The 23,486-nt window shown below is 60.9% G+C and carries 26 protein-coding genes; 17 read left to right on the forward strand and 9 right to left on the reverse strand.

The window, feature by feature from the left end; all coding sequences use genetic code 11:
• Positions 1 to 58: 58 nt before the first annotated feature.
• From BMX29_RS06135 to BMX29_RS06145, 3 genes are read right to left on the reverse strand one after another with little or no spacing between them, the layout of a single operon-like run.
• A complete protein-coding gene (locus BMX29_RS06135) occupies positions 59 to 349 on the reverse strand; it encodes a DCL family protein (protein WP_092811230.1) in 291 nt (96 codons plus the stop codon).
• Entirely contained in the window at positions 349 to 2,973 is a 2,625-nt protein-coding gene (locus BMX29_RS06140) for a DEAD/DEAH box helicase (protein WP_092811232.1), read from the reverse strand. Before BMX29_RS06140 ends, BMX29_RS06135 begins: the two co-directional genes overlap by 1 nt.
• Positions 2,970 to 3,944, reverse strand: a complete 975-nt coding sequence (locus BMX29_RS06145; protein WP_092811234.1) for a HamA C-terminal domain-containing protein — start codon at positions 3,942 to 3,944, stop codon at positions 2,970 to 2,972. Before BMX29_RS06145 ends, BMX29_RS06140 begins: the two co-directional genes overlap by 4 nt.
• Before the next feature lie 283 nt (positions 3,945 to 4,227).
• Between BMX29_RS06145 and BMX29_RS06150 the strand changes: the two genes are divergently transcribed.
• Complete coding sequence (locus BMX29_RS06150; RefSeq protein WP_092811236.1) at positions 4,228 to 4,497, forward strand: hypothetical protein; 270 nt, start codon at positions 4,228 to 4,230, stop codon at positions 4,495 to 4,497.
• 416 nt (positions 4,498 to 4,913) lie between these two features.
• Here BMX29_RS06150 and BMX29_RS06160 read toward each other — a convergent pair whose 3' ends face one another.
• A complete protein-coding gene (locus BMX29_RS06160) occupies positions 4,914 to 5,135 on the reverse strand; it encodes a helix-turn-helix domain-containing protein (protein WP_092811238.1) in 222 nt (73 codons plus the stop codon).
• Between the two features lie 140 nt (positions 5,136 to 5,275).
• Here BMX29_RS06160 and BMX29_RS06165 point away from each other — a divergent pair, with 140 nt between their 5' ends.
• The 10 genes from BMX29_RS06165 (at position 5,276) to BMX29_RS06205 (ending at position 13,003) form a co-directional block, all read left to right on the forward strand.
• The gene (locus BMX29_RS06165; RefSeq protein ID WP_092811240.1) at positions 5,276 to 5,548 is read left to right on the forward strand and encodes a DNA -binding domain-containing protein; all 273 of its coding nucleotides are present in this window, start codon (positions 5,276 to 5,278) and stop codon (positions 5,546 to 5,548) included.
• Positions 5,549 to 5,679: 131 nt separating this feature from the next.
• Positions 5,680 to 5,850, forward strand: coding sequence for a transcriptional regulator domain-containing protein (locus BMX29_RS19160; RefSeq protein WP_172974975.1), 171 nt, complete (start codon positions 5,680 to 5,682; stop codon positions 5,848 to 5,850).
• A gap of 28 nt (positions 5,851 to 5,878) precedes the next feature.
• On the forward strand, positions 5,879 to 6,424 hold the full coding sequence (locus BMX29_RS06170; protein ID WP_139196938.1) for a DUF2285 domain-containing protein: 546 nt from the start codon (positions 5,879 to 5,881) through the stop codon (positions 6,422 to 6,424).
• Positions 6,425 to 6,600: 176 nt separating this feature from the next.
• Positions 6,601 to 6,882, forward strand: coding sequence for a helix-turn-helix transcriptional regulator (locus tag BMX29_RS06175; RefSeq protein ID WP_021100692.1), 282 nt, complete (start codon positions 6,601 to 6,603; stop codon positions 6,880 to 6,882).
• Complete coding sequence (locus BMX29_RS06180) at positions 6,842 to 7,345, forward strand: DUF2840 domain-containing protein (protein WP_217644376.1); 504 nt, start codon at positions 6,842 to 6,844, stop codon at positions 7,343 to 7,345. The genes BMX29_RS06175 and BMX29_RS06180 overlap by 41 nt, the downstream gene beginning before the upstream one ends.
• Positions 7,342 to 7,869, forward strand: coding sequence for a S26 family signal peptidase (locus BMX29_RS06185; protein ID WP_092811246.1), 528 nt, complete (start codon positions 7,342 to 7,344; stop codon positions 7,867 to 7,869). Before BMX29_RS06180 ends, BMX29_RS06185 begins: the two co-directional genes overlap by 4 nt.
• Positions 7,856 to 8,560 carry a lytic transglycosylase domain-containing protein gene (locus tag BMX29_RS06190; RefSeq protein WP_172974974.1) on the forward strand — a complete coding sequence of 235 codons (705 nt, stop codon included), beginning with the start codon at positions 7,856 to 7,858 and terminating at the stop codon, positions 8,558 to 8,560. Before BMX29_RS06185 ends, BMX29_RS06190 begins: the two co-directional genes overlap by 14 nt.
• 247 nt (positions 8,561 to 8,807) lie before the next feature.
• A complete protein-coding gene (locus BMX29_RS06195; RefSeq protein ID WP_092811250.1) occupies positions 8,808 to 10,565 on the forward strand; it encodes a relaxase/mobilization nuclease domain-containing protein in 1,758 nt (585 codons plus the stop codon).
• A 17-nt stretch (positions 10,566 to 10,582) separates the two neighbouring features.
• Positions 10,583 to 12,577 (forward strand): conjugal transfer protein TraG, encoded by a 1,995-nt coding sequence (locus BMX29_RS06200; RefSeq protein WP_092811252.1) that lies wholly within the window; start codon positions 10,583 to 10,585, stop codon positions 12,575 to 12,577.
• Positions 12,578 to 12,586: 9 nt separating this feature from the next.
• The gene (locus BMX29_RS06205) at positions 12,587 to 13,003 is read left to right on the forward strand and encodes a ribbon-helix-helix protein, CopG family (protein WP_092811254.1); all 417 of its coding nucleotides are present in this window, start codon (positions 12,587 to 12,589) and stop codon (positions 13,001 to 13,003) included.
• A 205-nt stretch (positions 13,004 to 13,208) separates the two neighbouring features.
• On the opposite strand, the gene BMX29_RS06210 is transcribed toward BMX29_RS06205, so the two are convergent.
• Positions 13,209 to 13,928, reverse strand: coding sequence for a putative quinol monooxygenase (locus BMX29_RS06210; RefSeq protein ID WP_048599691.1), 720 nt, complete (start codon positions 13,926 to 13,928; stop codon positions 13,209 to 13,211).
• A gap of 160 nt (positions 13,929 to 14,088) precedes the next feature.
• On the opposite strand from BMX29_RS06210, the gene BMX29_RS06215 reads away from it, so the two are divergent.
• Positions 14,089 to 14,961: a LysR family transcriptional regulator gene (locus tag BMX29_RS06215; RefSeq protein ID WP_092811256.1), complete on the forward strand. Its 873-nt coding sequence runs from the start codon at positions 14,089 to 14,091 to the stop codon at positions 14,959 to 14,961.
• A 129-nt stretch (positions 14,962 to 15,090) separates the two neighbouring features.
• Here the strand turns inward: BMX29_RS06215 and BMX29_RS06220 are convergent, their stop codons facing one another.
• Complete coding sequence (locus BMX29_RS06220) at positions 15,091 to 15,723, reverse strand: tyrosine-type recombinase/integrase (RefSeq protein WP_092811258.1); 633 nt, start codon at positions 15,721 to 15,723, stop codon at positions 15,091 to 15,093.
• A 294-nt stretch (positions 15,724 to 16,017) separates the two neighbouring features.
• Here BMX29_RS06220 and BMX29_RS06225 point away from each other — a divergent pair, with 294 nt between their 5' ends.
• A complete protein-coding gene (locus tag BMX29_RS06225; protein WP_092811260.1) occupies positions 16,018 to 16,515 on the forward strand; it encodes an RNA polymerase sigma factor in 498 nt (165 codons plus the stop codon).
• Positions 16,512 to 17,204: an anti-sigma factor family protein gene (locus BMX29_RS06230; protein ID WP_092811262.1), complete on the forward strand. Its 693-nt coding sequence runs from the start codon at positions 16,512 to 16,514 to the stop codon at positions 17,202 to 17,204. The genes BMX29_RS06225 and BMX29_RS06230 overlap by 4 nt, the downstream gene beginning before the upstream one ends.
• Before the next feature lie 12 nt (positions 17,205 to 17,216).
• Here the strand turns inward: BMX29_RS06230 and sorU are convergent, their stop codons facing one another.
• The 3 genes from sorU to BMX29_RS06245 all read right to left on the reverse strand — a co-directional run bounded on the left by sorU (position 17,217) and on the right by BMX29_RS06245 (position 19,709).
• On the reverse strand, positions 17,217 to 17,579 hold the full coding sequence (gene sorU / locus BMX29_RS06235; RefSeq protein WP_092811264.1) for a SorU family sulfite dehydrogenase c-type cytochrome subunit: 363 nt from the start codon (positions 17,577 to 17,579) through the stop codon (positions 17,217 to 17,219).
• A 10-nt stretch (positions 17,580 to 17,589) separates the two neighbouring features.
• Positions 17,590 to 18,771 (reverse strand): SorT family sulfite dehydrogenase catalytic subunit, encoded by a 1,182-nt coding sequence (gene sorT, locus BMX29_RS06240; protein WP_092811266.1) that lies wholly within the window; start codon positions 18,769 to 18,771, stop codon positions 17,590 to 17,592.
• Positions 18,772 to 18,887: 116 nt separating this feature from the next.
• Complete coding sequence (locus tag BMX29_RS06245) at positions 18,888 to 19,709, reverse strand: extracellular solute-binding protein (protein WP_092811268.1); 822 nt, start codon at positions 19,707 to 19,709, stop codon at positions 18,888 to 18,890.
• 227 nt (positions 19,710 to 19,936) lie between these two features.
• On the opposite strand from BMX29_RS06245, the gene BMX29_RS06250 reads away from it, so the two are divergent.
• The 3 genes from BMX29_RS06250 (at position 19,937) to BMX29_RS06260 (ending at position 23,125) form a co-directional block, all read left to right on the forward strand.
• Positions 19,937 to 20,953 carry a YeiH family protein gene (locus tag BMX29_RS06250; RefSeq protein ID WP_092811270.1) on the forward strand — a complete coding sequence of 339 codons (1,017 nt, stop codon included), beginning with the start codon at positions 19,937 to 19,939 and terminating at the stop codon, positions 20,951 to 20,953.
• A gap of 62 nt (positions 20,954 to 21,015) precedes the next feature.
• Positions 21,016 to 21,552: a uracil-DNA glycosylase family protein gene (locus BMX29_RS19855; protein ID WP_217644377.1), complete on the forward strand. Its 537-nt coding sequence runs from the start codon at positions 21,016 to 21,018 to the stop codon at positions 21,550 to 21,552.
• Between the two features lie 151 nt (positions 21,553 to 21,703).
• Complete coding sequence (locus BMX29_RS06260; RefSeq protein ID WP_092811274.1) at positions 21,704 to 23,125, forward strand: IS1380 family transposase; 1,422 nt, start codon at positions 21,704 to 21,706, stop codon at positions 23,123 to 23,125.
• Positions 23,126 to 23,486 lie beyond the last annotated feature (361 nt).

Genomic DNA, 23,486 nt, shown 5'->3' on the forward strand with positions numbered 1-23,486 from the left:
CCGGTCCAAAGCGGACATTCACACTAGCATCTGTCGCTGCGACGCAGCTCGACCAATACTAAACGCAGCTCTTAAAGGAAAAACGAACCTCAGTCCCGTCAATCCTTCGAACCCAGAAGCATCGGGTTCCAAAGTCCCCTCTTCCTACGAAGAATTGTTCGATGCCAACGCCGGTCTTTTCCAGATAATCGGGATGCCGCTCGATAGCGGCTTTGAGAAACTCTTCGTCCGCTCCGGAAATCCGCTCTTCGAACTCGAAGCGGTACAAAATGCCACGCAAGTGCGCAAGAGCAGCTGATTTCTTGGGAAAATCAATGCCGCCGATATTAACTGGTTGCGCTCTGGCCATCACGCTTCCTCGATGCCTGCTGCACCTGAAGCCTCAAGGCGCTTTTGCTCAATCACTCGGCTGATCTCTCGCTTTACCAAAACTGGAAGGTCTAGCGCTTCCCACTCTCTAGACGCTAAGCTTTGCAGAACCTCTGCTTCGCTCAAATGTGTTCTTCCAAGAAAGTTGCTGAGTTCGATAGAGCTCGTTCTCGATAGTCCCAAACCGATCAAGCTTATGAGTGTACGTGTACTCACACCGAATTCGAGGAAAAGATCGTAAGTCAGCTCTTCGGGGAACTCTTCGGACAAGCCGCGTTCATGATAAAACTGTCTCAACACAGACAGGTAGGCGCCGAGGTATTTGGGCGCTAGAAATCTAGCAATGTTCTCTACATCAGCCATCGTGTCCCGAATGAACTTCGCGTAGGGAAGTTCTGCGTCGCCTCGATACTCTGGCTTTTCCCTTTCGCGCTGCAGTCTGGCCGCAATAATTCTGCCCAGTGTTTTGCCGCGCATCCAATCCCAAGTCGTAAGTGCACAAGGCAACACGCGTTGTTCCGGCGCAAAAACTGGAGCAAGTGTTCGATTGATGATATCGAATATGCGAACAAATCGATCTACAGAGTCGTCGTCTTCCGGCGGTATCGGAAGAAGTTGTTCAGGCAAACCTGAGTAAGCGCGAAAGAAATCGAGTAGCGATTGTAGGGCTACGATTGATATTCCAGGATTGGCTTCCACAATTTCTTGGGACACATCAATCGCGTCCAAAGACGGTCGAATTAGGTCTTCGAGCTTGTTTGCAACATCACCGCTAAGCTTCTTGACGGGAGGCGCATTTCTTATGGTACCTTCTCTGTACTGCCAACTCATTAGGTATGCAGCGACGTGTTCTAGTTTCCCATCGAAAGCGCTTTGATCCATTTGGGTTCGCTCTTCGAGATACCCGGATAGATCATCAAACTCCTCAATCACTTTGTCCGTTTCGCGTTGGATCGGGTAGGCTGTCTTTTTGGGTAAGCCGTTGGGCCATACGTTGTCTTTCTGAACATCGACGCAAACGATATTGCCGTAGAAATCAGCCCCCCAACGACCAGCTCTTCCTGCAAGATTCCAAAAATCTTGAGGCGACATTGGGTTCCCTTGTCCTTTGCGAGGCCCTCTTACGACGATTGTACGACAAGCAAGATTGACACCCTCTATTAGAGTGGACGTTGATACCAGGAAGCGAATCCTACCGGATGTGAAAAGGCGTTCGATCTCTTCGCGCAGCAAAGAAGGCATGTTCCCGTAGTGGAAAGCCACACCTCTTTTCACAAGATGAACAAGTTGAAACTTGGGATGGATTACCTTTTCGCAGAACTCTGAGAGGTCAGCGAGTTCGTCGTCGTCAAAAATTTCCCGATCCTCAAGCCCGTCGTAGATGAGCTGCGCAACGATCTCTGCTTCGCTCGCAGTGTTTGCATAGACCAGTGTTCCAGTTGTCTCTTTGCCTAAAGCCAGTGCTACGAACGCTATGCGTTTGCGTTGGTTCAGTGGGCGATCATAAAGGTCGAACTTGCCCAACGGTTTTGGATCACCATCAGTGACAAGAGAAAGTGTCCACTCCTTTGGCTTTCCGCGTATCTGTTCAGCCATAACGAGGTTTTGCATGACAGTGGCGGTATTGCTTGGAACTACAGATGTACGGATGTCGTCTGGAGAGTTCTCGAGCAGAACATCAGGGTTGTCACTGTGCGGGCTTAAGAAAACGAAGCGACAGCGATCATTAGCGCGAACAATTCTTTCTACTGCGTCTTGAAGAATGACTCCCCGCCGTTCATCCGAGAGTTTTTGAGCTTCATCGACAACCGCAATATCGAAACGGTGCGGGTATTCACCGCCATTCAAGAAGATATGCAGTCTTTCTTGGGTAAACACTGCAATGAAGCGATTTGACCGAAGCTCTTCTTCATTTATAGGCAGTGATGTGACCTTAAGATCGTTCAGGCCGTGAACGAGCTTCAAGTCATTCAATTGTCGCTCGACTTCGGAGACGAGCGCTCGGGTTGGGGCTACGAAGACAGAACTGTTCGACTTTCCTGTCGCATGTTGCCGAAGAAGCCAATTCAGCACAGCAAAAGTTTTGCCGGCTGCAGTGGGCGCAGTCGCAGAAACCCATTGAGCCTCAGAGAGTGATGACCATAGGTCTGATTGAAACCTGTTTGCCAAGATGGACTTTGCATCGTTGAGAATAATCTCAGACCGTAGCCTTCGACGTGTCTGTAACAGGGCTTCCATCGTGCCAAGACGGTCGTCTAGTTCTGGCTTCAAGAACCCCTTTTCCTCAGCGAGTGTGACTGCTCTGTGGTTTGAGAGTCTGGTGAGGATAAGGCTGCCGGAATCCTTCAATAGGTTGTTATTTGAAAAGCAAACTGCCGCTTCAGCCACCATCAGTGCGTATTCTTGGGCTTCGCGTTCGTCGCTCTCTGCAAGTATGCTCGCAGCAAGCAGAAGCTTTCGCCAATCAGTTGGCGCATCGACACCTTCGATCTCTAGTACGCCTTCACCAAAACTCAGGGCCGCTGACCATTGCCTGAGACGATCCAGGTCATTATTAATTCCATCCGAACTAATGAGCCAATTCTGTACGTTTTCTAGACTCATGCTTTTTGGCCCAAGAGGCTGAGAAAGTATGAGCGGAACTCCTCAATGGTCCTCATGGGGACACAAATGAAGCTTATCTCGAAGCTCGTGATTGCTTCTTTTCCAACTCGATTTTTGATTTGCTTAGTCCAACCCGGAACTTCTTGTTGCAAAGCTGCTTCAAGGGCTTTCTCGTCTAGGTTCTGACCATCCTCCAAGTAGCTCGCGGAGTCAAAGCCGACGAGCGCTATTCCACAATGATGAAGTGACAATGACTCCTTTTTGTCCTGGTCAAAGTAGTTTTTCAGGCCCTCCGTGAGCTTCGGGTCGTCGAAGTTGGCAAACTCGTTGATTAGAAAGACATCTTGAGCACGCGAAGAATCAGCGCCATCTGTGTCTGCTAGAAACGGTGCAAGCGAATTTAGACAATCTCGGACAGCATCTGATGCAACGCCATACAGTTTTGATTCACCCCAATAGACTTTCAATCCGCCATCGTCTGTACCTTTGGCGTAAACGCCGTCTGCTCCATGGTAATGCATTTCGGTCGATGTCTTTAGGCTCATTTTGCTAATGACCTGCGACATGCCAAAGACTGACTCGGCAAACGCAAAAACGAGAAGTTCGCCTCCTTCGCCGCTCTTAGCAAGTGAAGTGAACAGCGCTTCCGCTTCCTTTTCAAGTTTCAGAATGAGTGCTGAGGAACCTGTATCATTGAAAGAATTTTTCGCTTCTTCGATGCGTTTTCGGGGGATCGCGTAGTCTACAATTCTTGCGCGTAGAAACTCCGCAAGCGGCTTGAACCTTACTCTCCCGTGCGCATCAATCGGAAGTCGGTAGCAATGCACCTCGGTCGCTGTGTCTTCGATAACTTGAGCGGGCGTAAGCTCCACTAGGTGTGTATCTGTGACCTTGCCCCCAGTCCTTAGCGTCTGCGTGAGAAGCGTTGCTAGGTCGAGAGGCGCATCTTCAATTTTGGTTTCTTCGTTCATATGGTGGCGCTCACTACTCGTACCACAAGGTGTAGACAACTAAGCAGTGAATGCCCTCTACCAGAAGCGGAATCTGCTTAGTCTGTCACTAGTGTTTTGCCTTTGCTGCTGGTCCTTTTGTAAACCCGTAGGTGCAGACTTTGCGGTGGATGGGAACGGGGAAAACAGCCGTCTGTCGCAACTAAGTGTCCGAGCGCAGCGAACTTCCGCTTCCCGCCCCTCGAAGAGTTTGTTGGTGTTCAAGCCTTTGCCTATATTGCTAAGTCATATCTCGGAGCTCAGCATGACCGTCAAGACAACCATCAGCTTCACCGACCGCCACCATCGGTTCCTGACCGACAAGGTGGGCCAAGGCGCCTTCGCCTCGCAAAGCGCGGCTGTGGCAGCGGCTCTGGAGCAGATGATGCGCGATGAAGAGGAACGCGAGCTGGCCCTTGGCGCGATGGCCGAAGAAATTCGGGCGCGGCTCGACCGGCCGCGCGCCGACTATATCTCGGCGGAAAAAGCCTTTGCCGCCGCCCGGGCCAGCCTTCAGACCGAGCGCGAGGCGTGAGCCATCGCATCCGGTTCCATCCGGCGGTTTCGGAGGATCTAGACGCGATCATTCGCTGGCTGAACGATTATGCCGGCCCACAATAGGCAGCGCGCAGGTTGGACGAGATCGAAGCAGCTATCGCTAGCCTTACCGAACTGCCCAAAAGGGCAGCCTTCGGGATGGGATTACGCTCGGGCTGCGCGGCATTCCTGCAGGCCGGAAGGCCGTGATCGCCTTCACTATCGACGATGATGCACGCGAGGTCCATATCCACGCCGTGACCTATGCCGGGCCCGACTGGATAAGGCGCAGAAAAGCACGCGGGTGAAAATGCACACCTCGGGCAGCCAACGAAACCCGAGCCTCCAAGCGGTCCAGCGCCTCCATCCAATCCGGCCTCCGAAACCAGATAGGGATTTCGTGATCCGGATACCCTAGTCGAGTTCCGAGTGTTCTTCGATTAGCTTGGCGGGCGCCACATCCAGATGCTCCGCGACCCGCTGTAATGTTTGCAAGGTCACGTTCTGCTGGCCGCGCTCCATGGCGCTGACATGGGCACGGTCGACTTCCATCGCCGCCGCCAAAGCGGCCTGCGTAAGCCCGCAAACTTGGCGGTAGTGCTTGAGATTCCTTGCAAAAACAACGCGGATGTCCATCCGCGAGTAAAGAACCTATCGCGTATTTTGGTGCGACGTATTATAATGCTCATCTGCAGTTTGAATGACCGCAATCCGACCTTGCACATGCAATCTGATGTGCTGTTATGAGCCTTAACGCCCAACGGCGAGGGGGAATCATGTCTGCCACCGGCACCACGCCGATCGCTGATCTCGCACCACAAAGCGATGAGCTGACCGATTACGACCACGCGCATATGACGCTGTACTTGCGCCTGTTTGATGCCGCTGAAAGCGGTGCCAGCCTGCATGAAGTCAGTGAGATTCTTTTCGGTATAGATGTCGCCGAAGAACCAGAGCGTGCCAAAAAGATGTACGACAGCCACCTCGCCCGCGCTCGTTGGATGACGGAGCACGGCTATCGCAAGCTGCTTGAGGGCGGTAACGGCTGAACTTCGCCTTATCCGTAAGACATCGGCGAACACCCGCGCAGGTTGCGCAGGGCAACCGTTCTTGCCGTCGTTTTGACGCGTCACCAAGCTATACTCATTGTCCATCGAAACAGCTGACGCGGAGCTTCGCCATGACCAAAGATTGGCAAGACGAAGCGGCTTACAAGCATTTCGACAGACTCGACCTGTCCGGGCTGGCCTGGGAATGCTTGCGCCGCAATTCCGACTATCGCGCCAATTACCCGCGAATGCGGGATGGATTGAAATCACCGGCTGCATGGGGGTTACGATTTCCCGGTTGATCCGGACATCGACGCACCCAAAGCACCCGTGTTCTGGACGCCTTCAATCGCCCCGGCAGCGGTCGGGTATGCTGTGCCGGTCCCCGGCGGCGACACCGCCGCGCCGCACATCGATGCAGATGATCTGACCGTCATCGGAACGCAGGACGGCTTGATATATGTGCGCCTCGCAACAGGCGCATTGCTCATGCTAGATGCCAAAAGCCTCCAATGCCCGATTGGGATTCTGGTGCCGTTGGACGAACATTGGGCGGCACGAATCAATTCTCTCGAGTCGCTTCGCGCGCAGCTGTTGTACCGCAAACGATCCCCTCCGCCCCTGACGTCGCAGCAGCGACGGCGCATCCAGCTTGCATTGCGCACGCTCGACGCGCGCCGGGATCGTGCCAGCTATCAGACAATCGCGGGGCATTTGTTCGGCGCAGAGGCTGTGTCCCGCGAACATTGGAAAACCAGCTCCCTCAAGGCCCAGATCACCCGACTGTCCGCCCATGGCACGCATCTGGCCACCAAAGGCTATCGCTTTCTCCTTCTCGGCAAAGGACCCACGGGGCGCTCCAAGCCGCGCAAGTGATCACCGCGCGATCTCCGAAAATCGAACCCTCATCAGTCCCTGATCCTGTTGGCCTTTGGGGGTGACGTTTTCGCGCCACGATCTTCGTCATCCCTCCCCACCGCGCTCTTCCGTTTTGATGACCTCCGACAGCCCGCGACGCGCCGTCGCGCGGCCTAGCCACCGGAGATGCTCAAATGCCCGACCCCAACGAAGGACTACCGCCCCGCTACCTCAGAACGCCGGAAGCCGCCCGATTTCTCGGCCTATCTGGCCGCACGCTGGAAAAACACAGGACTTACGGGACCGGCCCGCGTTATTCGAAAATCGGCGGGCGTGTCGTCTACGCGGTCGACGATCTGCAAGCCTGGGTCACGAGGGGCGAGAAAACCTCGACCTCGGACGAGACCGAAGACCGCGTTCTACCCGCCAAACGCCATGCCGCCGTTTCGCCGGCCTATCTGCGGCGAGGGCGCTGAGCCGATGCAGACACTTGTCCACCTCACCTGGATCGAAGGGCGCATCGAGCGCTGGATCCGTTTCGGTCGGATGGCCGAGGAAACCATCCTGACGCGCACGGAAAAGCGCGTGGCCTTCGCCCCCGGCGCAATCTTCGCGCTCGTCCGCTGGTCGTCGAACGACCACGGCACTGTTGAAAGCCGGATCGATATTCTGCGCGCCGTCGGTGCAGGCGAGCCCTGCTCGACGGTGCCCTGTGTGACACCGGGCGGCGAGCTTTTGATGCGCCTCTCCGGTTGGCCCAAGGTCGAGGCGGCGCTTCGGTCCATCGATATCGTGGAAAGTTATGGCATCGCGACGGAAGATGTCTGCCCCGATCATTGGCGGCACGTCCACAACCGCCTGACCGCGGCAATGGAGCCCCGTCCCTACACTCCTGCCCGGCATGCGGCTTGGCTCAAGCGTCGCATGGTGACGATATGAACGCGGCGGCCCCTCCCCTCCTCGCGGCCGGTTTGTCCCTCGGCTTGCTCGCTGCAGAACAGATCGACCGCGCACCGCGTCTGATCTGGAATGCCTCAGCAAGCGTGCCGGTCGGACTTTACATTGTTCGAGCGTCAAACCCGCCATCGCTGGGCGATCTCGTTGCCGTGCGCCTGCCGGAAGACCTGTCATCCTGGGTGGTTGAGCGCGGCTATGTCGGTGCGGATACCTTGCTGTTGAAACGCATCGCGGCCGTCTCCGGCATGACCGTCTGTCGCGATGGTCTCGATGTCGCCATCGGTGGCACCGTTGTTGCCCAGGCAGCATCGGCTGACCAACAGAGCCGCCCGCTTCCCCGTTGGACGGGATGTGCCACGCTCGCCTCGGACGAGGTTTTCTTGCTCGTCGCCGGTGTCGCAGACAGCCTCGATGGACGCTATTTCGGGCCCTTGTCAGCGGATACGGTCCTCGGGCGTGCCATCCCTCTTTGGACATTTGGAGGGGCGGAAGATGCGAGTTCTTGAACCCGGGCACAGCCGTCGGCACGCGGGCGTCACGACCGCGCTTGTACTGATCCTCTGCATGCCGATCACCGTGGCACCGTTCGCCGTGATCGCTCAGGACCGCAGTGTTCCAGCATCTGAGCAGCAACCCACCGACATCCATATCGCAGAAGCCGCCCGCAGGTTCGGCATCCCGCAGCCCTGGATCCGTGCCGTCATGGAGGTCGAGAGCGCGGGCAATCCGCGCGCGGTGAGCCACGCGGGGGCGATGGGGCTTATGCAGATCATGCCCGGCACCTGGGCCGAATTGCGCGCAGCCCACCGGCTTGGCAATGACCCTTTCGATCCACGCGACAACATCCTGGCCGGTACCGCCTATCTGCGGCAAATGTACGACCGGTTCGGGTCGCCCGGCTTACTCGCGGCCTACAATGCCGGGCCTGCGCGCTACCAAGAGCACCTTGATACCGGCCGCGCCTTGCCGCGTGAAACCCGCAATTACCTCGCCATCCTCGCGCCACTCATCGCCGATGGAACCGACGTCGCGCGGGCAGTCAGCCGCCCGCAGACGACTCTGGACTGGCGCGACGCCCCGTTGTTCGCGGCAATGGCTGAGGAGGGTCAAACCCCGGGTGATGACACTCAACGGATTGCGTCTGACGCGTCTCGAAACGGGATATTCGTGCCTCTCAGCCGGGGGAAAACGCCATGATCCGCGGAATCGCACCATGGCGAGGTCGGGAATGCCCCGTCGCAGAAATGTGCCGAAGAGGGCCGACGCGCAGGGTCTCAACAGAAAGAGCGCGAGATAAAAGAGGTGCCGCAAGCGGACCTCAAGCTGTTGTTTCTCTGCGAGGATTTGCGCCGCACATCCAAGCTGCATGCCGCAGGACTTCACCTAGAGCGCTGATTTATTGGAGTTTTTCAAGCGGCAGCTGCTCGTGGAAGCGAGTGCAGCCATGACCCGGCGCGACAATGACCTGCGCATCCGCCCCGGGCGTATCCGCGACGGCGGCAGGACCTCGAAGCAACCCACACGTTTCGTCAACGAGGTCATGCGAGCTGCGCGGAAATCCGGAAATACCGGCTATCGCATCGGCGCGGGCAGCACGCGCTCCGGCAACACCTCTTTTGGACGCGGACGGTTTGCCCGAACCACCAAAGGTCTGACCCGCACGTCCCGACGCGTCGTCGCGAAGGCCCGCGTCGTGCGCCACCAGGGCAAGCGTTTTCGCTCCGCGCCCATGGCCAAGCATCTCGGCTACCTGCAGCGCGACGGCGTCGGCCAGGATGGACGAGACGCCGACTTGTTCGGGTCGGAACGCGATGATCTCGACCGGGGCGGATTTGCGGCGCGCTGCGAAAACGACCGGCATCATTTCCGGTTCATCGTCTCGCCGGAGGACGCGGGCGATCTCGAAGATCTGCGTGCCTTCACCCGGGATCTGATGGCCCGAGCCGAACGGGATCTCGGCACGAGATTGGACTGGGTCGCCGTCGATCACTGGAACACCGACAACCCACATGTCCACATTCTAGTGCGCGGAAAGGCCGACGACGGCCGCGATCTCGTCATCTCGCGTGACTACATCTGCCGGGGGGTTCGAGCGCGCGCGGAAGACCTCGTACAACTGGAACTGGGACCCCGCAGCGAGCGGGAGATTTCTCAAGCGCTCGAAACGCAGGTCACGGCGGAGCGTTGGACCGATCTCGACCGCGGCCTGCGATCCCTGGCGGACGATCATGCCGGCATCGCCGACCTGCGGCGCGGCACGCTGGAGCCCCGCGATCCGGAGCTGCGCCGCTTGATGATCGGGCGTGCCCAGACACTGGAGAGGCTCGGACTGGCCGAACAAATCGCCCCTGCCGTCTGGGAGTTGAAACCGACTGCCGAAGACACTCTGCGCGAGCTCGGGATGCGCGGCGATATCATCAAACGGATGCACCGGGCCATAGGCGCCGACCGCAACCGCGCGGCGGGTGATTTCGCCATCGAAGGCACGCCCACCGCCCCGATCCTCGGGCGGCTGGTGGAACGCGGCTTTCATGATGACCACGCCGGCACCGGCTACGCGATCATCGACGGTGTTGACGGTCGTGTCCATCACCTGCGCTTCCGGGATCTCGATGCGACCGGCGACACGCCGCAAGGTGGCATTGTCGAAACCCGGCTCTGGACAAGGAAGACAGACGGGATACCGCAACTGTCTCTTGTCGGACGATCCGATCTGTCGATTGCCGCCCAGATCGAGGCGGATGGCGCCACCTGGCTCGACCGCCTGCATCTTGCCCGGGACCGCGCACCGCTGAGCGGTGCCGGATTTGGCGCAGAGGTTCGCCAGGCATTGGAGCGCCGCTCGGATCAACTCGTCGCCGAAGGTCTCGCCCGACGGCAAGGTCAGCGGGTGACCTTTGCCCGCGATCTGCTGGCCACCCTGCGCAACCGCGAACTGGACGCCATCGCTCAAGACCTGAGCACACAAACCGGACTTCCCCACCACAAGCCGACCGAGGGCAAACCCGTCGCAGGGACATTCCGCCAACGCCTCGATCTCGCCTCGGGCCGCTTCGCCATGATCGACGATGGTCTCGGCTTCTCGCTCGTCCCCTGGACCCCGCAACTCGAACGCCATCTCGGCCAGACCGTCACAGGCACGATGACGCCCGGCGGCGGGATCGACTGGAGCCTCGGGCGCAAGCGCGGGCTGAGCCTCTGAGCAGAAAGGACATCACCATGAGCCGTCAGGACACGTCATCGGCCACCAAGATCCTCTGGGGCCAGATCATCATCGTCAGCATCGTGGCGCTGCTCTTCGTCTGGGCGGCGACACAATGGGTCGCGTTTCGTCTGGGGTTCCAGCCCCAGCTTGGCGCGCCTCTCACCACCCTGTTCGGCCTGCCGATCTATCGCCCGTGGCAGGTCTTCACCTGGTGGTACTGGTACGACGCCTACGCGCCGCGCGTCTTCATGGAAGGGGCCGCAATCGCGGGCGCAGGCGGAATTGCCGCGATTGCCGTCGCCATCTTGCTGTCGATCCTGCGGGCGCGCGAGGCGAGCGACGTGACAACCTATGGCTCTGCCAGATGGGCAAGCCCCAAGGATATCACCGCCGCTGGGCTGTTCGCAGACGACGGGGTCGTGCTGGGCCGTCTCGACAAGCGCTACCTCCGGCATGACGGACCGGAACATGTGTTGTGCTTCGCGCCCACCCGCTCCGGCAAGGGCGTTGGCCTGGTGATCCCAAGCCTGCTGACCTGGCCCGGCTCCGCGATTGTCCACGACATCAAGGGCGAAAACTGGCAGCTGACGTCCGGATGGCGGGCGCGGTTCGGGCGTGTCCTGCTCTTCGACCCGACCAATGCAGCCAGCGCAGCCTACAATCCGCTGCTCGAGGTTCGCCGCGGGGAGCGCGAGGTGCGGGACGTGCAAAACATCGCCGACATCCTCGTCGATCCCGAAGGCCAGCTCGAGCGGCGGAACCATTGGGAGAAGACCAGCCACTCCCTTCTGGTCGGCGCGATCCTGCATGTCCTCTATGCCGAGAAGGACAAGACACTGGCAGGCGTCGTCGCCTTCCTGTCAGATCCTCGGCGTCCCATCGCCGCCACACTGACTGCAATGATGCGGACTGCCCATCTCGGAGATCGCCCGCATCCTGTTGTTGCCCAAGCCGCGCGCGAGCTGCTGAACAAGTCCGAGAACGAACGCTCCGGTGTTCTCTCCACCGCCATGTCCTTCCTCAGTCTCTACCGCGACCCCGTGATCGCCGCCGTGACCCGGCGCTGCGACTGGCGGATCGACGATCTGGTCTCAGATGCGCGGCCGCTCACCCTCTACCTCGTGGTGCCGCCATCGGACATTTCCCGCACGAAACCGCTGGTCCGGCTGATCCTCAACCAGATCGGCCGCCGCCTGACGGAAGAGTTGCACAACACCAACCGCAAGCACCGCCTTCTGTTCATGCTCGACGAGTTCCCCGCCCTCGGCCGTCTCGACTTCTTCGAATCCCAGCTCGCCTTCATGGCGGGCTACGGTCTCAAGGCCTTCCTGATCGCCCAGTCGCTGAACCAGATCGAAAAGGCCTATGGCCAGAACAACGCCATCCTGGACAACTGCCATGTCCGCGTCGCTTTCGCGACCAATGACGAGCGCACGGCGAAGCGCCTGTCCGACGCCCTCGGCACCACGACCGAACTGCGCGCGATGAAGAACTATGCCGGGCACCGCCTGTCGCCCTGGCTCGGGCATCTGATGGTCTCGCGCCAGGAAACCGCCCGGGCCTTGCTTACCCCCGGTGAGATCATGCAGCTTCCACCCGATGACGAAATCATCCTCGTATCAGGTGCATCCCCGATCCGGGCGCAGAAAGTCCGCTACTTCCGCGACGCGCAGCTGAAGGCGAGAATCCAAAAGCCGCCTATCGTAGAAGTATTTGTACCTTTCAGCCCTGCGGGATCCGATGATTGGAGCAGTCTTCAACCGATCACACCGCCTCAGGAAGCTGATACGAACAAGCCGGCTGACGAGGCGGAAGGCGGCATCCGACGAGAGCCTGAAATCCCAGAACATGAGGATGTGGCGCCCGAACTGCCGTTCCCGCGCGAGGAATTCGCGGCCCTCGAAGACGAACCTGACGACGAGACCCAACGCGCCCGCGCCATGCAAACCCGCTTCCGCTCCGTCGCGCATCAAGCGGCCCTCGATCCGGACGACGGCATCGAACTGTGAGGTGACGACATGAAGAAAGCCAAGATCACCGCCTATGTCGACGCAGCCCTCTTCGACGAAATCGACGCACTGGCGACGCGGCGGCGCGTTCCCAAAACCCAGATCATCGAGGCAGCATTGGCGTCGTTCCTGTCACCCGACAGCGCAGAACAGAACGAAGCCGCGATCGTCCGCAGGCTGGACCGCCTGACTCGTTCGCTTGAAAGGCTGGAACGCGATCAGGAGATCACGACCGAGGCGCTGGCTCTGTTCGTCCGCTTCTGGCTGACGACGACTCCACCCTTGCCGGATGACACCTACGCGGCCGCCAAGGCGAAGGGCAAGGAGCGGTATGGTGGTTTCGTTCAAACGCTCTCGCGTCGTTTGGCCAAGGGATCGACCCTGACCAAGGAGCTTTCACGCGACCTATCAGCCTCTGCGGACTAGGGGGCAACCGAGACACAAGCGATCTTTCGCGCCTCTCGACAGAGCAAAGCGGTTGTTCCTAGCGTCGGTTACCAACGTCGCTTGTGCGGACAGAGCGCCAGTTCGCTGCGCTTGCTCGAACGGCCGCTATGGGGTGAATCTAAATTCAAACAGCAAAGCGCCCGATCGGTTGCACCGGGCACTTCTTTCTCAATTCACCTCGAGACTACTTAGTAGCGAGGATGTCGAAATTGTGGACGTTTGCCAACACACCATCGTCCCATCCGCCAGAGACCAATTCTGGAGCCTTTTCATTCAGGAGTCCAGCTACTTGTCCGGCAAAGTGCGCTTCGCGGCCAGAGTTGTCGGCAAAGATGTCGAAGATGGCAAAGTTGTTCTCGTCAATCTGCAGCGCCGCCCAGAACAATGTCTTGGGTTCGGTATCTGCGACGATGGGGCCGGCGGCGGTCAGCAAGGCTGCCAATTCGGGGCCTTTACCTGGAGCAGCTTCGAGCTTGATGTAAGTTGCGGTCGTTGCCGTGTAGAGATCAACCGGCGCCTTTACCGACAGGACATCGGAGTTGTTGATATTCGCGACAACACCGTCGTCCCATCCTCCGTCGACCAGCGCGTCCGCGTTTTGGTTCAAAGCCGCAGCAACCGCTCCTGAGAAATGAGCGTCGCGTGCTTCTTCATCTGCGAAGATGTCAAAGATTGCGAGCGTATCGTCGGCTTGCAGAGCAAACCAAAGTACGGTGCCCGGCTCTGTTTCTCGCACGATAGGTGCGGCACCAGCCAGAAACTCCGCGAAGGCTCCGGTCTGGCCTTCGGCGGCGGGCATGGCGATGTAACTGGCAGTATGATTTTCCATTGGGTTGTCCTGTGCAGTTGCAGAAGTTGTGATCAGAGCCAGTGCGGCGAATGTCTGAAGGACTTGCGTCTTCATGGTCGTCTCCTGGTTTGAAGTGCATCGTGGTTAGTTTCGATGCACTCTTGTCCCATGCCGGATGCGTCGGACTCCAATTCCGAAATTCTATTCTTTGATAGACATGGGCTATCGTAGTTGGTTTGATGGCCTGAACCGGGATGTGACGGAGAATGCGGCGATGGAAATGAACCAGATCAGGTATTTTCTCGCTGTCTGCGAGCACCGAAACTTTACCCACGCAGCCAGTGCCGCCAATGTCTCCCAACCTTCCTTGACGACTGCGATCAAGAAACTTGAAGACGAGCTTGGAGGCGACCTGTTTGTCAGGGACCGTGCGGGATGCAGGCTTACCACCCTCGGAAAACTCATGCAGCCAAGGTTGCGGAAGGTTCACGATGAGACGCGACTGGCTAAGGCAGAAGCGATCCGTCATATGCGCTTGGAGCGGGTTCCAATCTCTGTCGGTGTCGGTGAAACGATTGGCCACAACAGGATTTCGGCAGCTATGGAGCGTACTCGTACGCGATTGCCGCAAGCCGAAATCGAATTGATCGTTGCGTCATCCTCCGAGCTTCTTGCCGGGTTGCGGGATGGTGAGTTTGACGTTGTCATCAGCGCAGAGAAGGTCGGTGAAGACCTCTATCGCATAGACCGTCTCTATGAAGAGGACTACAAGGTCGTGGTGTCAAAGTCGCACCCGTTGTCTGAACTAAATACGATTTCTCTGTCGACTCTTGCGAAAACTGACATGCTTGACCGACTAAATTGCGAAATGCGGGATGCTTTGTTTGGGACCTGCGCGGATCAGGGTCACGAACTCTACGCGGCCTATCGGTCAAATCGCGTGGATTGGCTGGTTGAGCTTGCTCGGCAAGGGTTAGGTGCGGTGATCCTGCCAGCCACCGCTATTCCTTCGGACATTGGCCTGGTGTCGAAACCCATCGATGGCCTTGAAATATCAAGAACTGTTGTGGCTCTTCGATATCGGCACCAAACGACGAGACCAGAGACAAATGATCTGATCCGTGAGATGACGCGCACGCCAGCGTAGTGAGGTCGGTAACCGACATTCGCCCATCGTGCAGCATTCGTCACTATGGGCTCTGAGCCAGCGTTGGTGCGCACGCCGCTGCCTGTCCGGTCTCGGATGGCGAACGGCATAAGCCGTTCGCCAAGATTATCAGATGTCGACCGACTCGGCGATGCTGAGGGCATCCTCGAGTTCGACGCCCAAATATCGGACGGTACTGTCGACCTTCGTGTGACCAAGCAGAAGCTGGACCGCGCGAAGATTGCCCGTCTTGCGGTAGATTTGCGCCGCCTTGGTGCGCCTTAGCGAGTGTGTGCCGTAGCCGCTCGGCTCGAGGCCGATCGCCGTCACCCAATCCCGAACGAGCCGCGCGTATTGCCGCGTGGAGATGTGCGGTCTGTCGTGGAACCGGCTCGGGAACAGGAAGGCGCAGCCGATCATCTCCGGCCGCGCCACCCAAGCCGAGATCGACGCGCGAGTGTTTTCCGTAACTTCGAACTGGACGGGGCGCTGCGTTTTGCTCTGGATGACGGAGACGCGTTCGCGCACGCAACCGCCGACGACGAGATCGGCGACCTTGAGCCTGACGAGGTCACAGCCGCGCAGCTTGCTGTCTATGGCCAGGTTGAACAGCGCGAGATCGCGCAGGTTGCCGGAGAGTTCGAGGCGCGCGCGGATCGCCCAAACCTGCTTCGGCAAGAGCGGGCGTTTCTGACCGACGAGCCTGCCGCGGTTCCAGGGGCGCCGCTTTGGCTTGGTGACGGGGAGCTGGATCTTAGACATGAGACTTCCTCCATCCGTCCCTCCCGGCCCAGGCGTCGACATCGCGTGACCCCTCGATAGTAAGCGAGATCGCGAACGACCGGTGACGAAGCTGACCGCCAGCGCTCTGACGCCGCGCCGCCGCATGACTGCTTCGAGCCCACCTCTTTGGTTGCTGCGGTCGACGTGAATGACCGAAGCGACTTTAGCAGTCTCTGCGTTCCGGTTGCAGGCGATAGCTTCGGCAACCACACAACGCTATGAATGAGCATGGGTAAACGCGGATGCTCAAACCATGTGGCCTGACTTGCTGAGATGAGCCGACGTCGGCATATCGAGCGGCTTCTGCCGGAGCTGAAAGCCTATGCCTACTCGATCAGTGATCGGCGCGAGGATGGGGACGATCTCGTGCAGGACGCCGTGGCCCGGGCCCTGCGCGCGGACTCGCCGCCGCGGCGTCTTGGCGAGTTCAGACCCTGGATGTTTCGGACGATCCGCAACCTGAACACCGACGAATTGCGCAAGCGCCGCGTCCGCCGGGAATATCTCGAGCGCGAGACACGTCTGTCCGGTGAGATCTCCGATGATCCGAAACACGAGCGGGATATGCATGTCCGTGCGGCCTTTGCGACCTTATCGAGCGAGATGCGGGAAATTTTGACCCTGATCGACATTCTGGGCCTCAAGTACGACGAGGCAGCGCGCGTCATCGACGTGCCGCGTGGAACGGTGATGAGCCGGATCAGCCGCGCACGCCGCGCGCTTCGCGACCGGATCACCGGAGTCGAGAGCGACAAGCGGAGCACACCGTGACCGATCCCTGCAACGAGGACTGGGAGATCCTGAACGCCTATCTCGACGGCGAGCTGTCAGGCCATGAGCATCGTGCCTTCGCCCGGCGCTTGGCCCGGGAACCGGACTTGGCCGCGGCCGCGGCCGAGCTGCGCGCCCAGTCCGAAAGCCTGCGCCGGATGCGGCCCGTCGCCGATGCGGAATCGCCCGTCTGGATGCGTCCCGTCGCTTGGGGCGGAGCGATCGCGGCAACCTTGGCCCTAGTCGCATTTCTTGCGATGCCCGGGGCGGACCGAACAGACTTGACCTCGATCCACGAGACCTTCCTCAAGCAAAGCTTTCCGACCTCGGATGACGCCCTCGCCGAAGTCGGCTTCAATGGGGGCGGCCTACTTCCCGACTTGTCCCCGGCCGGACTGGCGCTCGTGGCCGTGCGCGAGGTCGAGGGTGGCATCGCCGGCCATTACAGGGGACGCAACGCCTGCCGTCTTACGCTTCTGAGGCTGGAGGACGGGAATGTGGACGGGCCCAATGCGCCGGATGCCTGGGTCGTCGATGGACGGCGCTACGCCGTCCGAGCCAAGGGCATGAAGTCCGACCGCCTTGCGGCGATCGAGACGTATCTCAAGGCCGTGACCGACCCCGATGGTGATAGCGCGGACCGCCTGGCCTTCGCGCGCCAGGTCGCGCGAACCGCGACCTGCGCCTAAGCGGCGGGGGTCTTAGCCCCCGTTGCCAGCCACCTCCGCGACGTAGGCCGAGACCGTCTCGATCTCCTCCTCGCTCAGGGTACCCTCGAAGGCGGGCATGACGCCCACCCCGCTGGTGACGGCCGCGCGGACCTGATCCACGCTGGGCTGAAGCTCGTCGAGGTTCGGCCCGACCTTGCCCTGGGCCTCCGCCTCGGCGAGGACGTGGCAGAGCGCGCATTGAGGCTGCGCGGTCTCGGTGAAGATCGCCCGGCCCGCCTCGGGATCGGCCTCCTGCGCGGCGAGCGGTGGCGCAAAGAATGCGAGGAGAACGGCCGAAAGGGCTGTCGGACTGCCGGGGGAATTGCGTAGGAGTTCCGTGAGGTTAATTTTCATTGTCTCTTCCTTATCCGACCGTCACGTCGACGGCATGGCCGCGCCAGCCGTTATGCCCATAGCCACGCTCGTTGGGCTCGAACTCTTCGGGCTGCGTATCGCCGTTGCCGTTGGTGGCCCGGCTCGCGAGAGTATGGGTCCCCGCGTCCAGGTCGGCGACAATGACGAAGGGCCGCCAGGCATAGGGGCCCATGTCCGGGCCGAGGAGTTCGGCCTCCTGCCAGCTCCCGCCGTCGTCAGTAGAGACCTCCACCCCCGTCACGGCACTGGTGCCACCCATGGCGAGACCTTCGATCCTGACTTGTCCGGTATTGGCATCCTCAAGCGGGCCGGTGATCCAGGACTTGACGCTCATCTCGTACATCGAGGGCTGGGACGGGTCGCCCGAGACGCCCACAGGCCGGACGCGGTAGCCGGTCTGCTGAATCTTGGCGGGGCTCTCCTCGGCGGTGAAGGCGAGCCGCTTGAGATACTTGACGTTGTTGACGCCGTAATAGCCCGGAACGATCAGCCGCAGCGGGCCGCCGTGTGCCAGGGGAACCGGCTCGCCGTTCATGTCCCAGGCCAGGATCGCCTGTTCCATCGCCTCCACGGGCACGGAGCGTTCGACCTGGATGCTCTCGGGCGGCAGGCCCTCGGGGATCTCCTCTCCCCCGGTGCCGGTCAGGAAGGCCATGTCGCCCGCGACGCCGCCCATGGCTTCGGCCACGGCGCGGACCGGAACGCCTGTCCAGATCACGTTGCCGGCCGCGCCGGTTGCCCATTGCGACCCGCTCGCCTCGTGATCGAAGAAGGCCCGCCCGTTGCCCGAGCATTGCAACACCGCGACCACGGTCTCCGACCCGAGCAACTTCAACGCACCGAGTGTCATCGTACCGGGCTCGCCCACGCCTTCGACCGAGACCTCCCACGCATCGCGATCGGCGACGATCTCGTCGGAGGGCGCGGGCAGGTTGTTGCGGATGTAGAGATCGCTCGAGGGCGTCACGAGCGCGTCGCCTTGCGCGGCGCGCGTGGTCTCCAGCGTCTCGGAGGTATGGACGATCATGTCGTCCGCGTCCTTCCAGGCGACATAGGCGGGCAGTTTTCCGCCTTCCTGCGCGATCGCCGGCAAACCTGTCACGGCTGCGCCGGCAAGACCGGCCGAGCCAATCAGGAACTGGCGGCGTTTCACCGGGTATACAGTGGTCATGATGTCCTCCCTTTACCTTCTGAGCCGCATCGTGCTCGATGGAAGGACGGTCACCCCGCACAGATTATTCCCTCGCGACGAATAATTTCCGCCGCGAAGTTCCTAGCCGGGGGCACTTATCTTTGCCAGCCTTCGGTGGCCATGAGTTCCTGCGCCTCATCAGTCACGAGGAAGTCCAGAAAGTCCTGCGCCGCCGGGTCCGCGTTCGGGGAAATCACCACGTTCACGTCGCGCCAGATTTTCCGGGCGTCGTCGAGTTCCACCATTTCCAGTACGTCCTGATGGGTCAGCGGCCAGTTCGGCCAGGTAATCCACGCATCGGCATCCTGGTCCTGGAACTGTTGGAAGCTCGCTCCTGAGCCGAGTGCGTAGGCGACGATGTTTTCTCTGAACGCCGCGATGTCGTCGAGCCGCCCGAGACGGCCAGCGACGTCCTCCCAAGTGCCCGTGCCGGAAGTGTTGTAGACCCCCGCCCCTTCGGTCACGACAATACTGATGTCCTCGCCGAGAAGATCCTCGAAGCCCTCGATACCCTTCGGGTTACCCGCCTTCACAGCGATGACGGCGGGGCGGATGTAGATCGGCTCGACATCGGCGTGATCGAAGGCCGGATAGGTCAGTAGAAACGCGGTCATCGACTGCTCCGCCGTGCCCCACAGGATGTCTGCGTCGGCCTGAGCGTCAGCACTCCAGTCCGCTTCTGGCCCGGCAACGATCTCGACTTCCGTGCCGGTCTCTTCCTGCCAAACATCGGCGACCTTCTGGAACGCGGTATGCGGCCCGCCCGCGCCATAGAGCTTGACGATGCCGTCCTCGGGAGCGTGGGTGATACTCGGATCGGCGAGGTCCGTTTTGCCGACACGGTCGGAGAACACGTCGGCAGCCGCCGGCAGAGCCACGAGTGTCGTGGTGGCGATGAGCATAGTGAGGCGGATCATGGAACTTCCTTCATTGGGGATCTTCGACGGTGATTTGGCTCCGTCATAGATACTGACGGCCAAAGGGCGCGGCCTATTCCCGGACAGAGACTCACAGTCGCGTCATCAGAGGACACGAAGAGCGATACGGAAAGCCGCGGGAATACCCGGCCCGGGTCGCACGTCTGTTGGGTGCGTGTCCCTGAGTGGGACGAGCCAATATTTCGGCAATCATACGAAAGCCTTCAATGACAGACACCACCGCCGATGCGGGGTCAAACAGATCGATCTGGCCTGGCCTCGCCCTCACCGCCCTGATTGCCGCCGCTGCCTTTGGACTGCGCCTCGTCCCCGGGATAGACGCGCTCTCGCCGCTGATCCTGTCGATCCTTATCGGTATGGTGCTGCACAACACGATGGGCACGCCGGGCGCGGCGAAGCCCGGCGTCAACGTATCTCTGAAGGTCATTTTAAAGGCGGGGGTTGTGCTGCTTGGCCTGCAACTCACTATCGGTCAGGTTATCGAGGTCGGCCTGCGCGGCGTGGGTATTATCGCGGCCGCGCTCATCGCGACGTTCCTCTTTACCAAGTGGCTCGGGCGGCAGCTCGGGGTAGGCACCAAGCTCACCGAGTTGATCGCCGCCGGCACCTCGGTCTGCGGTGCCTCCGCCGTGATCGCCACCAACACCGTCACACGGGCCTCCGACGAGGACGTGGCCTATGCGGTGGCCTGCGTGACGGTGTTCGGCTCGCTGTCGATGGTGTTGATCCCGGTGGTCGAGGCGACGGTGCTCCATCTCGGCCCCGATGCCTACGGGCTCTGGACCGGTGCAGTCATCCACGAGGTCGCTCAGGTCGTCGCCGCGGCCTTCCAACAGGGCGATGCGGCCGGGCATACGGGGACGATCGCCAAGCTCACCCGGGTGATGATGCTGGCGCCTCTGGTTCTGACGCTCGGCCTCCTGGCCCGGCGGCGAAACGAGGGGGCCTCGGGTGCCGGCGCCCCGATTCCGTGGTTCGTTTTTGGCTTCGTCGCCATGGTGGGGATCGCTTCGTTGGGGATCGTGCCAACGGCCGCGGAGCCCTGGCACAAGGGCCTGACCCAGTTCCTCCTGGCCATGGCGCTCGCGGCGATGGGGCTCGAGACGGACATTCGCAAGCTCGCGGCCGAGGGCGCGCGACCCGCGCTCCTCGGGGCGGCGTCGTGGCTCTTCATCGTCGCGCTCGGGCTTGGTCTCGTTCTTCTTCTCGGGCCGAGCGGATGACGGAGGAGCTTGCAAACGCCGCCGCCAGGTCCCGGCGCCTTTCAGCTTTGGATGCGCCGCACATGACCGCGCTCAACACCTATGCAGAGGGCCTGCGCGCGGAGGGTCGCGACGTGCCATGGTTCGATCCGCACGACGGCGGTACGACGGCACGATGCCTGATCCTGCTGGAGCGGCCCGCGCGGCTCGGGGACGCGCCCCGGTTCGTTTCGTGTGACAACCCTGCACCGGCGCAGCGCAACCTGCGGCGGTTCTTGGCGGAAGCGGGTCTGACCCGTCGGCGGATCGTGATCTGGAACGCCGTGCCCTGGCTGCCGCCCGCGGACACGGTGCACAACACACCGTCCCGCATGACCGAACTACGTGATGGGCTGGCCCATCTCCCGGCGCTTCTGGGGCTCCTGCCCGCGCTACGCGCGGTCGTCCTGGCCGGACGCTCTGCCGGACGCGCGTCGCCCCTCTGCGCGGTCCCCGTCTTGCGAGTTCCGCACCCGTCGCCTGTCTATGTAAACGCAAACCCATCAGCGCGAGGTCGAATCGTGGCTGGGCTCTCTGAAGCCGCTTCGAAAATAGAATGTCCGACGACTGGCCGTCACTAGAGCACGGCACTGGCAGATTATTCGGCTCCGCCAATCAGTTCCTTGAACCCGGTTTATTCATCCAAATCGATGGGGGCAGGTTGCGTGCGCCTGAAAGCGCCGTAGAATCAAGTTGCTACACCAAAATCCGCCAGCAGCTTCGGACGCACGCATGGGTGAAACGCTACGGCCGGTCACGGCCGGATTCAACCGCTCTCTTTCGATCGAAACTCGCGCCGAGCGCCTGACGGGCGATCCTGGCGCAGTACTGCTGCGAGAAGCTCTCGACGCGACCGGGATTATCGGCTGGATGGCGGCGCGGATGAAGGACAGCCGCCGCCAAGCCGATGTCGTGCATGACCTGCCGTCGCTCTTGCGGACCATGGTGCTCCTGGTCGCTCAGGGTTGGCAGGACCACGACGATGCGGATGCCCTGCGGCATGATCCAGCGATGCGTGTGGCGGCCGCCTCGTCGGCCGGGCTGACGCCGCTGACTGGGCACCCTGGGCTGGCCTCTCAGCCCACGCTTTCGCGTTGCACAGCGATGCTGGCGGAGCCAGGCAACCTGAAGGTTCTGCGGGAGGCTGCCCTCGAACTCGCCGGTCGGAACCTGCGCGCCGAGAATGGCGGGCAGCGGCGCACTCGCATGACGCTGGACGTCGACAGTCTGCCCATCGAGGTGCATGGCCATCAACCGAAGGCCGAGTGGAACGGGCACTACCGGACCCGGGTCTATCACCCGCTGGTCACCTCCATCGCCGAGACCGGCGACATGCTCGACGCGCGTTTACGCCCCGGCAATGTCGGCACTGCCGACGGTGCGCTGGACGTCATTCTCGACGTCGTCGATCGGGCCGAGGCCAGCCTGTGCCAGATCACGACCGTGCGCATCGATGCAGGCTTCCCCTCTGGCGCGCTCCTGTCGGGCCTGGAGGGGCGCGGCATCCACCACGTCGCCCGCCTGCGGGCGAACGCAGCCCTCGACAGGCTCGCGGCGCCGCACATGAAGCGACCGCCGGGACGACGGCCGACGGAACCGCGGCTTTGGACGCATGAGCTGGAATACCAGGCGCAGGGCTGGGACGAGCCCCGCCGTGTGGTGCTGGTGGTCAAGGAGCGCGAGGGCGATCTGCTGCTCGACCGCTTCTTCCTCGTCACCTCGATCTCGCGCTTCCAGATGAAGGGGCAGGCCCTGCTGGACCATTATCGCCAGCGCGGCAAAGCAGAAGGCCACATGGGCGAGCTGATGGACGTGCTGTCTCCAGCGCTGTCCTCCACCAATCGCGCCAAGACCCATCTGCGCGGCAAGAAGCCGAAATCGGTCACGCCCCCCATCGATGCCTTCGCCTGCAACGAAGTCCGGTTGCTCGTCGCCATGCTCGCCTACCAGATCATGCACGTGGCGCGCGCCATGGCCCGGCGCGCCACGAAAGCCCCTTGGAGCCTGCGCCGCCTGCGGGAACGCGTGCTGCGCGCCGGCGCTCGTCTCATCATTTCAGCCCGGCGCATGACCTTGATACTTGCCGCAACGGCCGCGCCCTACTGGGCCGCCATCTGGCCGCAGATCCAGATGCTACGCGGGGCCGACCCATAATCGCGAGCAAGTTGCAGATGCCGCCGACACAATGAACGCCCAGGGGCGGCCAGAAGTCGTGGCCGATCCAAAGGGCGAAATCATCCAAAGGATGTCGTCTCGTCCACTCTCTCAACCAAACCGGGATGCGTAGCTCTCATCGGCAACAAGCTGGTGCCCAGAAGCCGGCAAGAACGGCTTCAACCCGCCTCCAGCGCGCCGCCGAGCCGGCTCGGCGAATAATGCGGGTTAAGACAAGCGAACCAGCACGGCGTGGTTCTCCAACCTAGCAACTGTATCTGTCAGGTAGCCGGAGCGGCCCATTTCTGACGGTTCCTGCACAGCGCGTTCGCGATGGTTACGAGCTTTCGGGCAACCGCGG

This window comes from Roseivivax marinus (genome assembly GCF_900109705.1).
Lineage (GTDB): Bacteria > Pseudomonadota > Alphaproteobacteria > Rhodobacterales > Rhodobacteraceae > Roseivivax > Roseivivax marinus.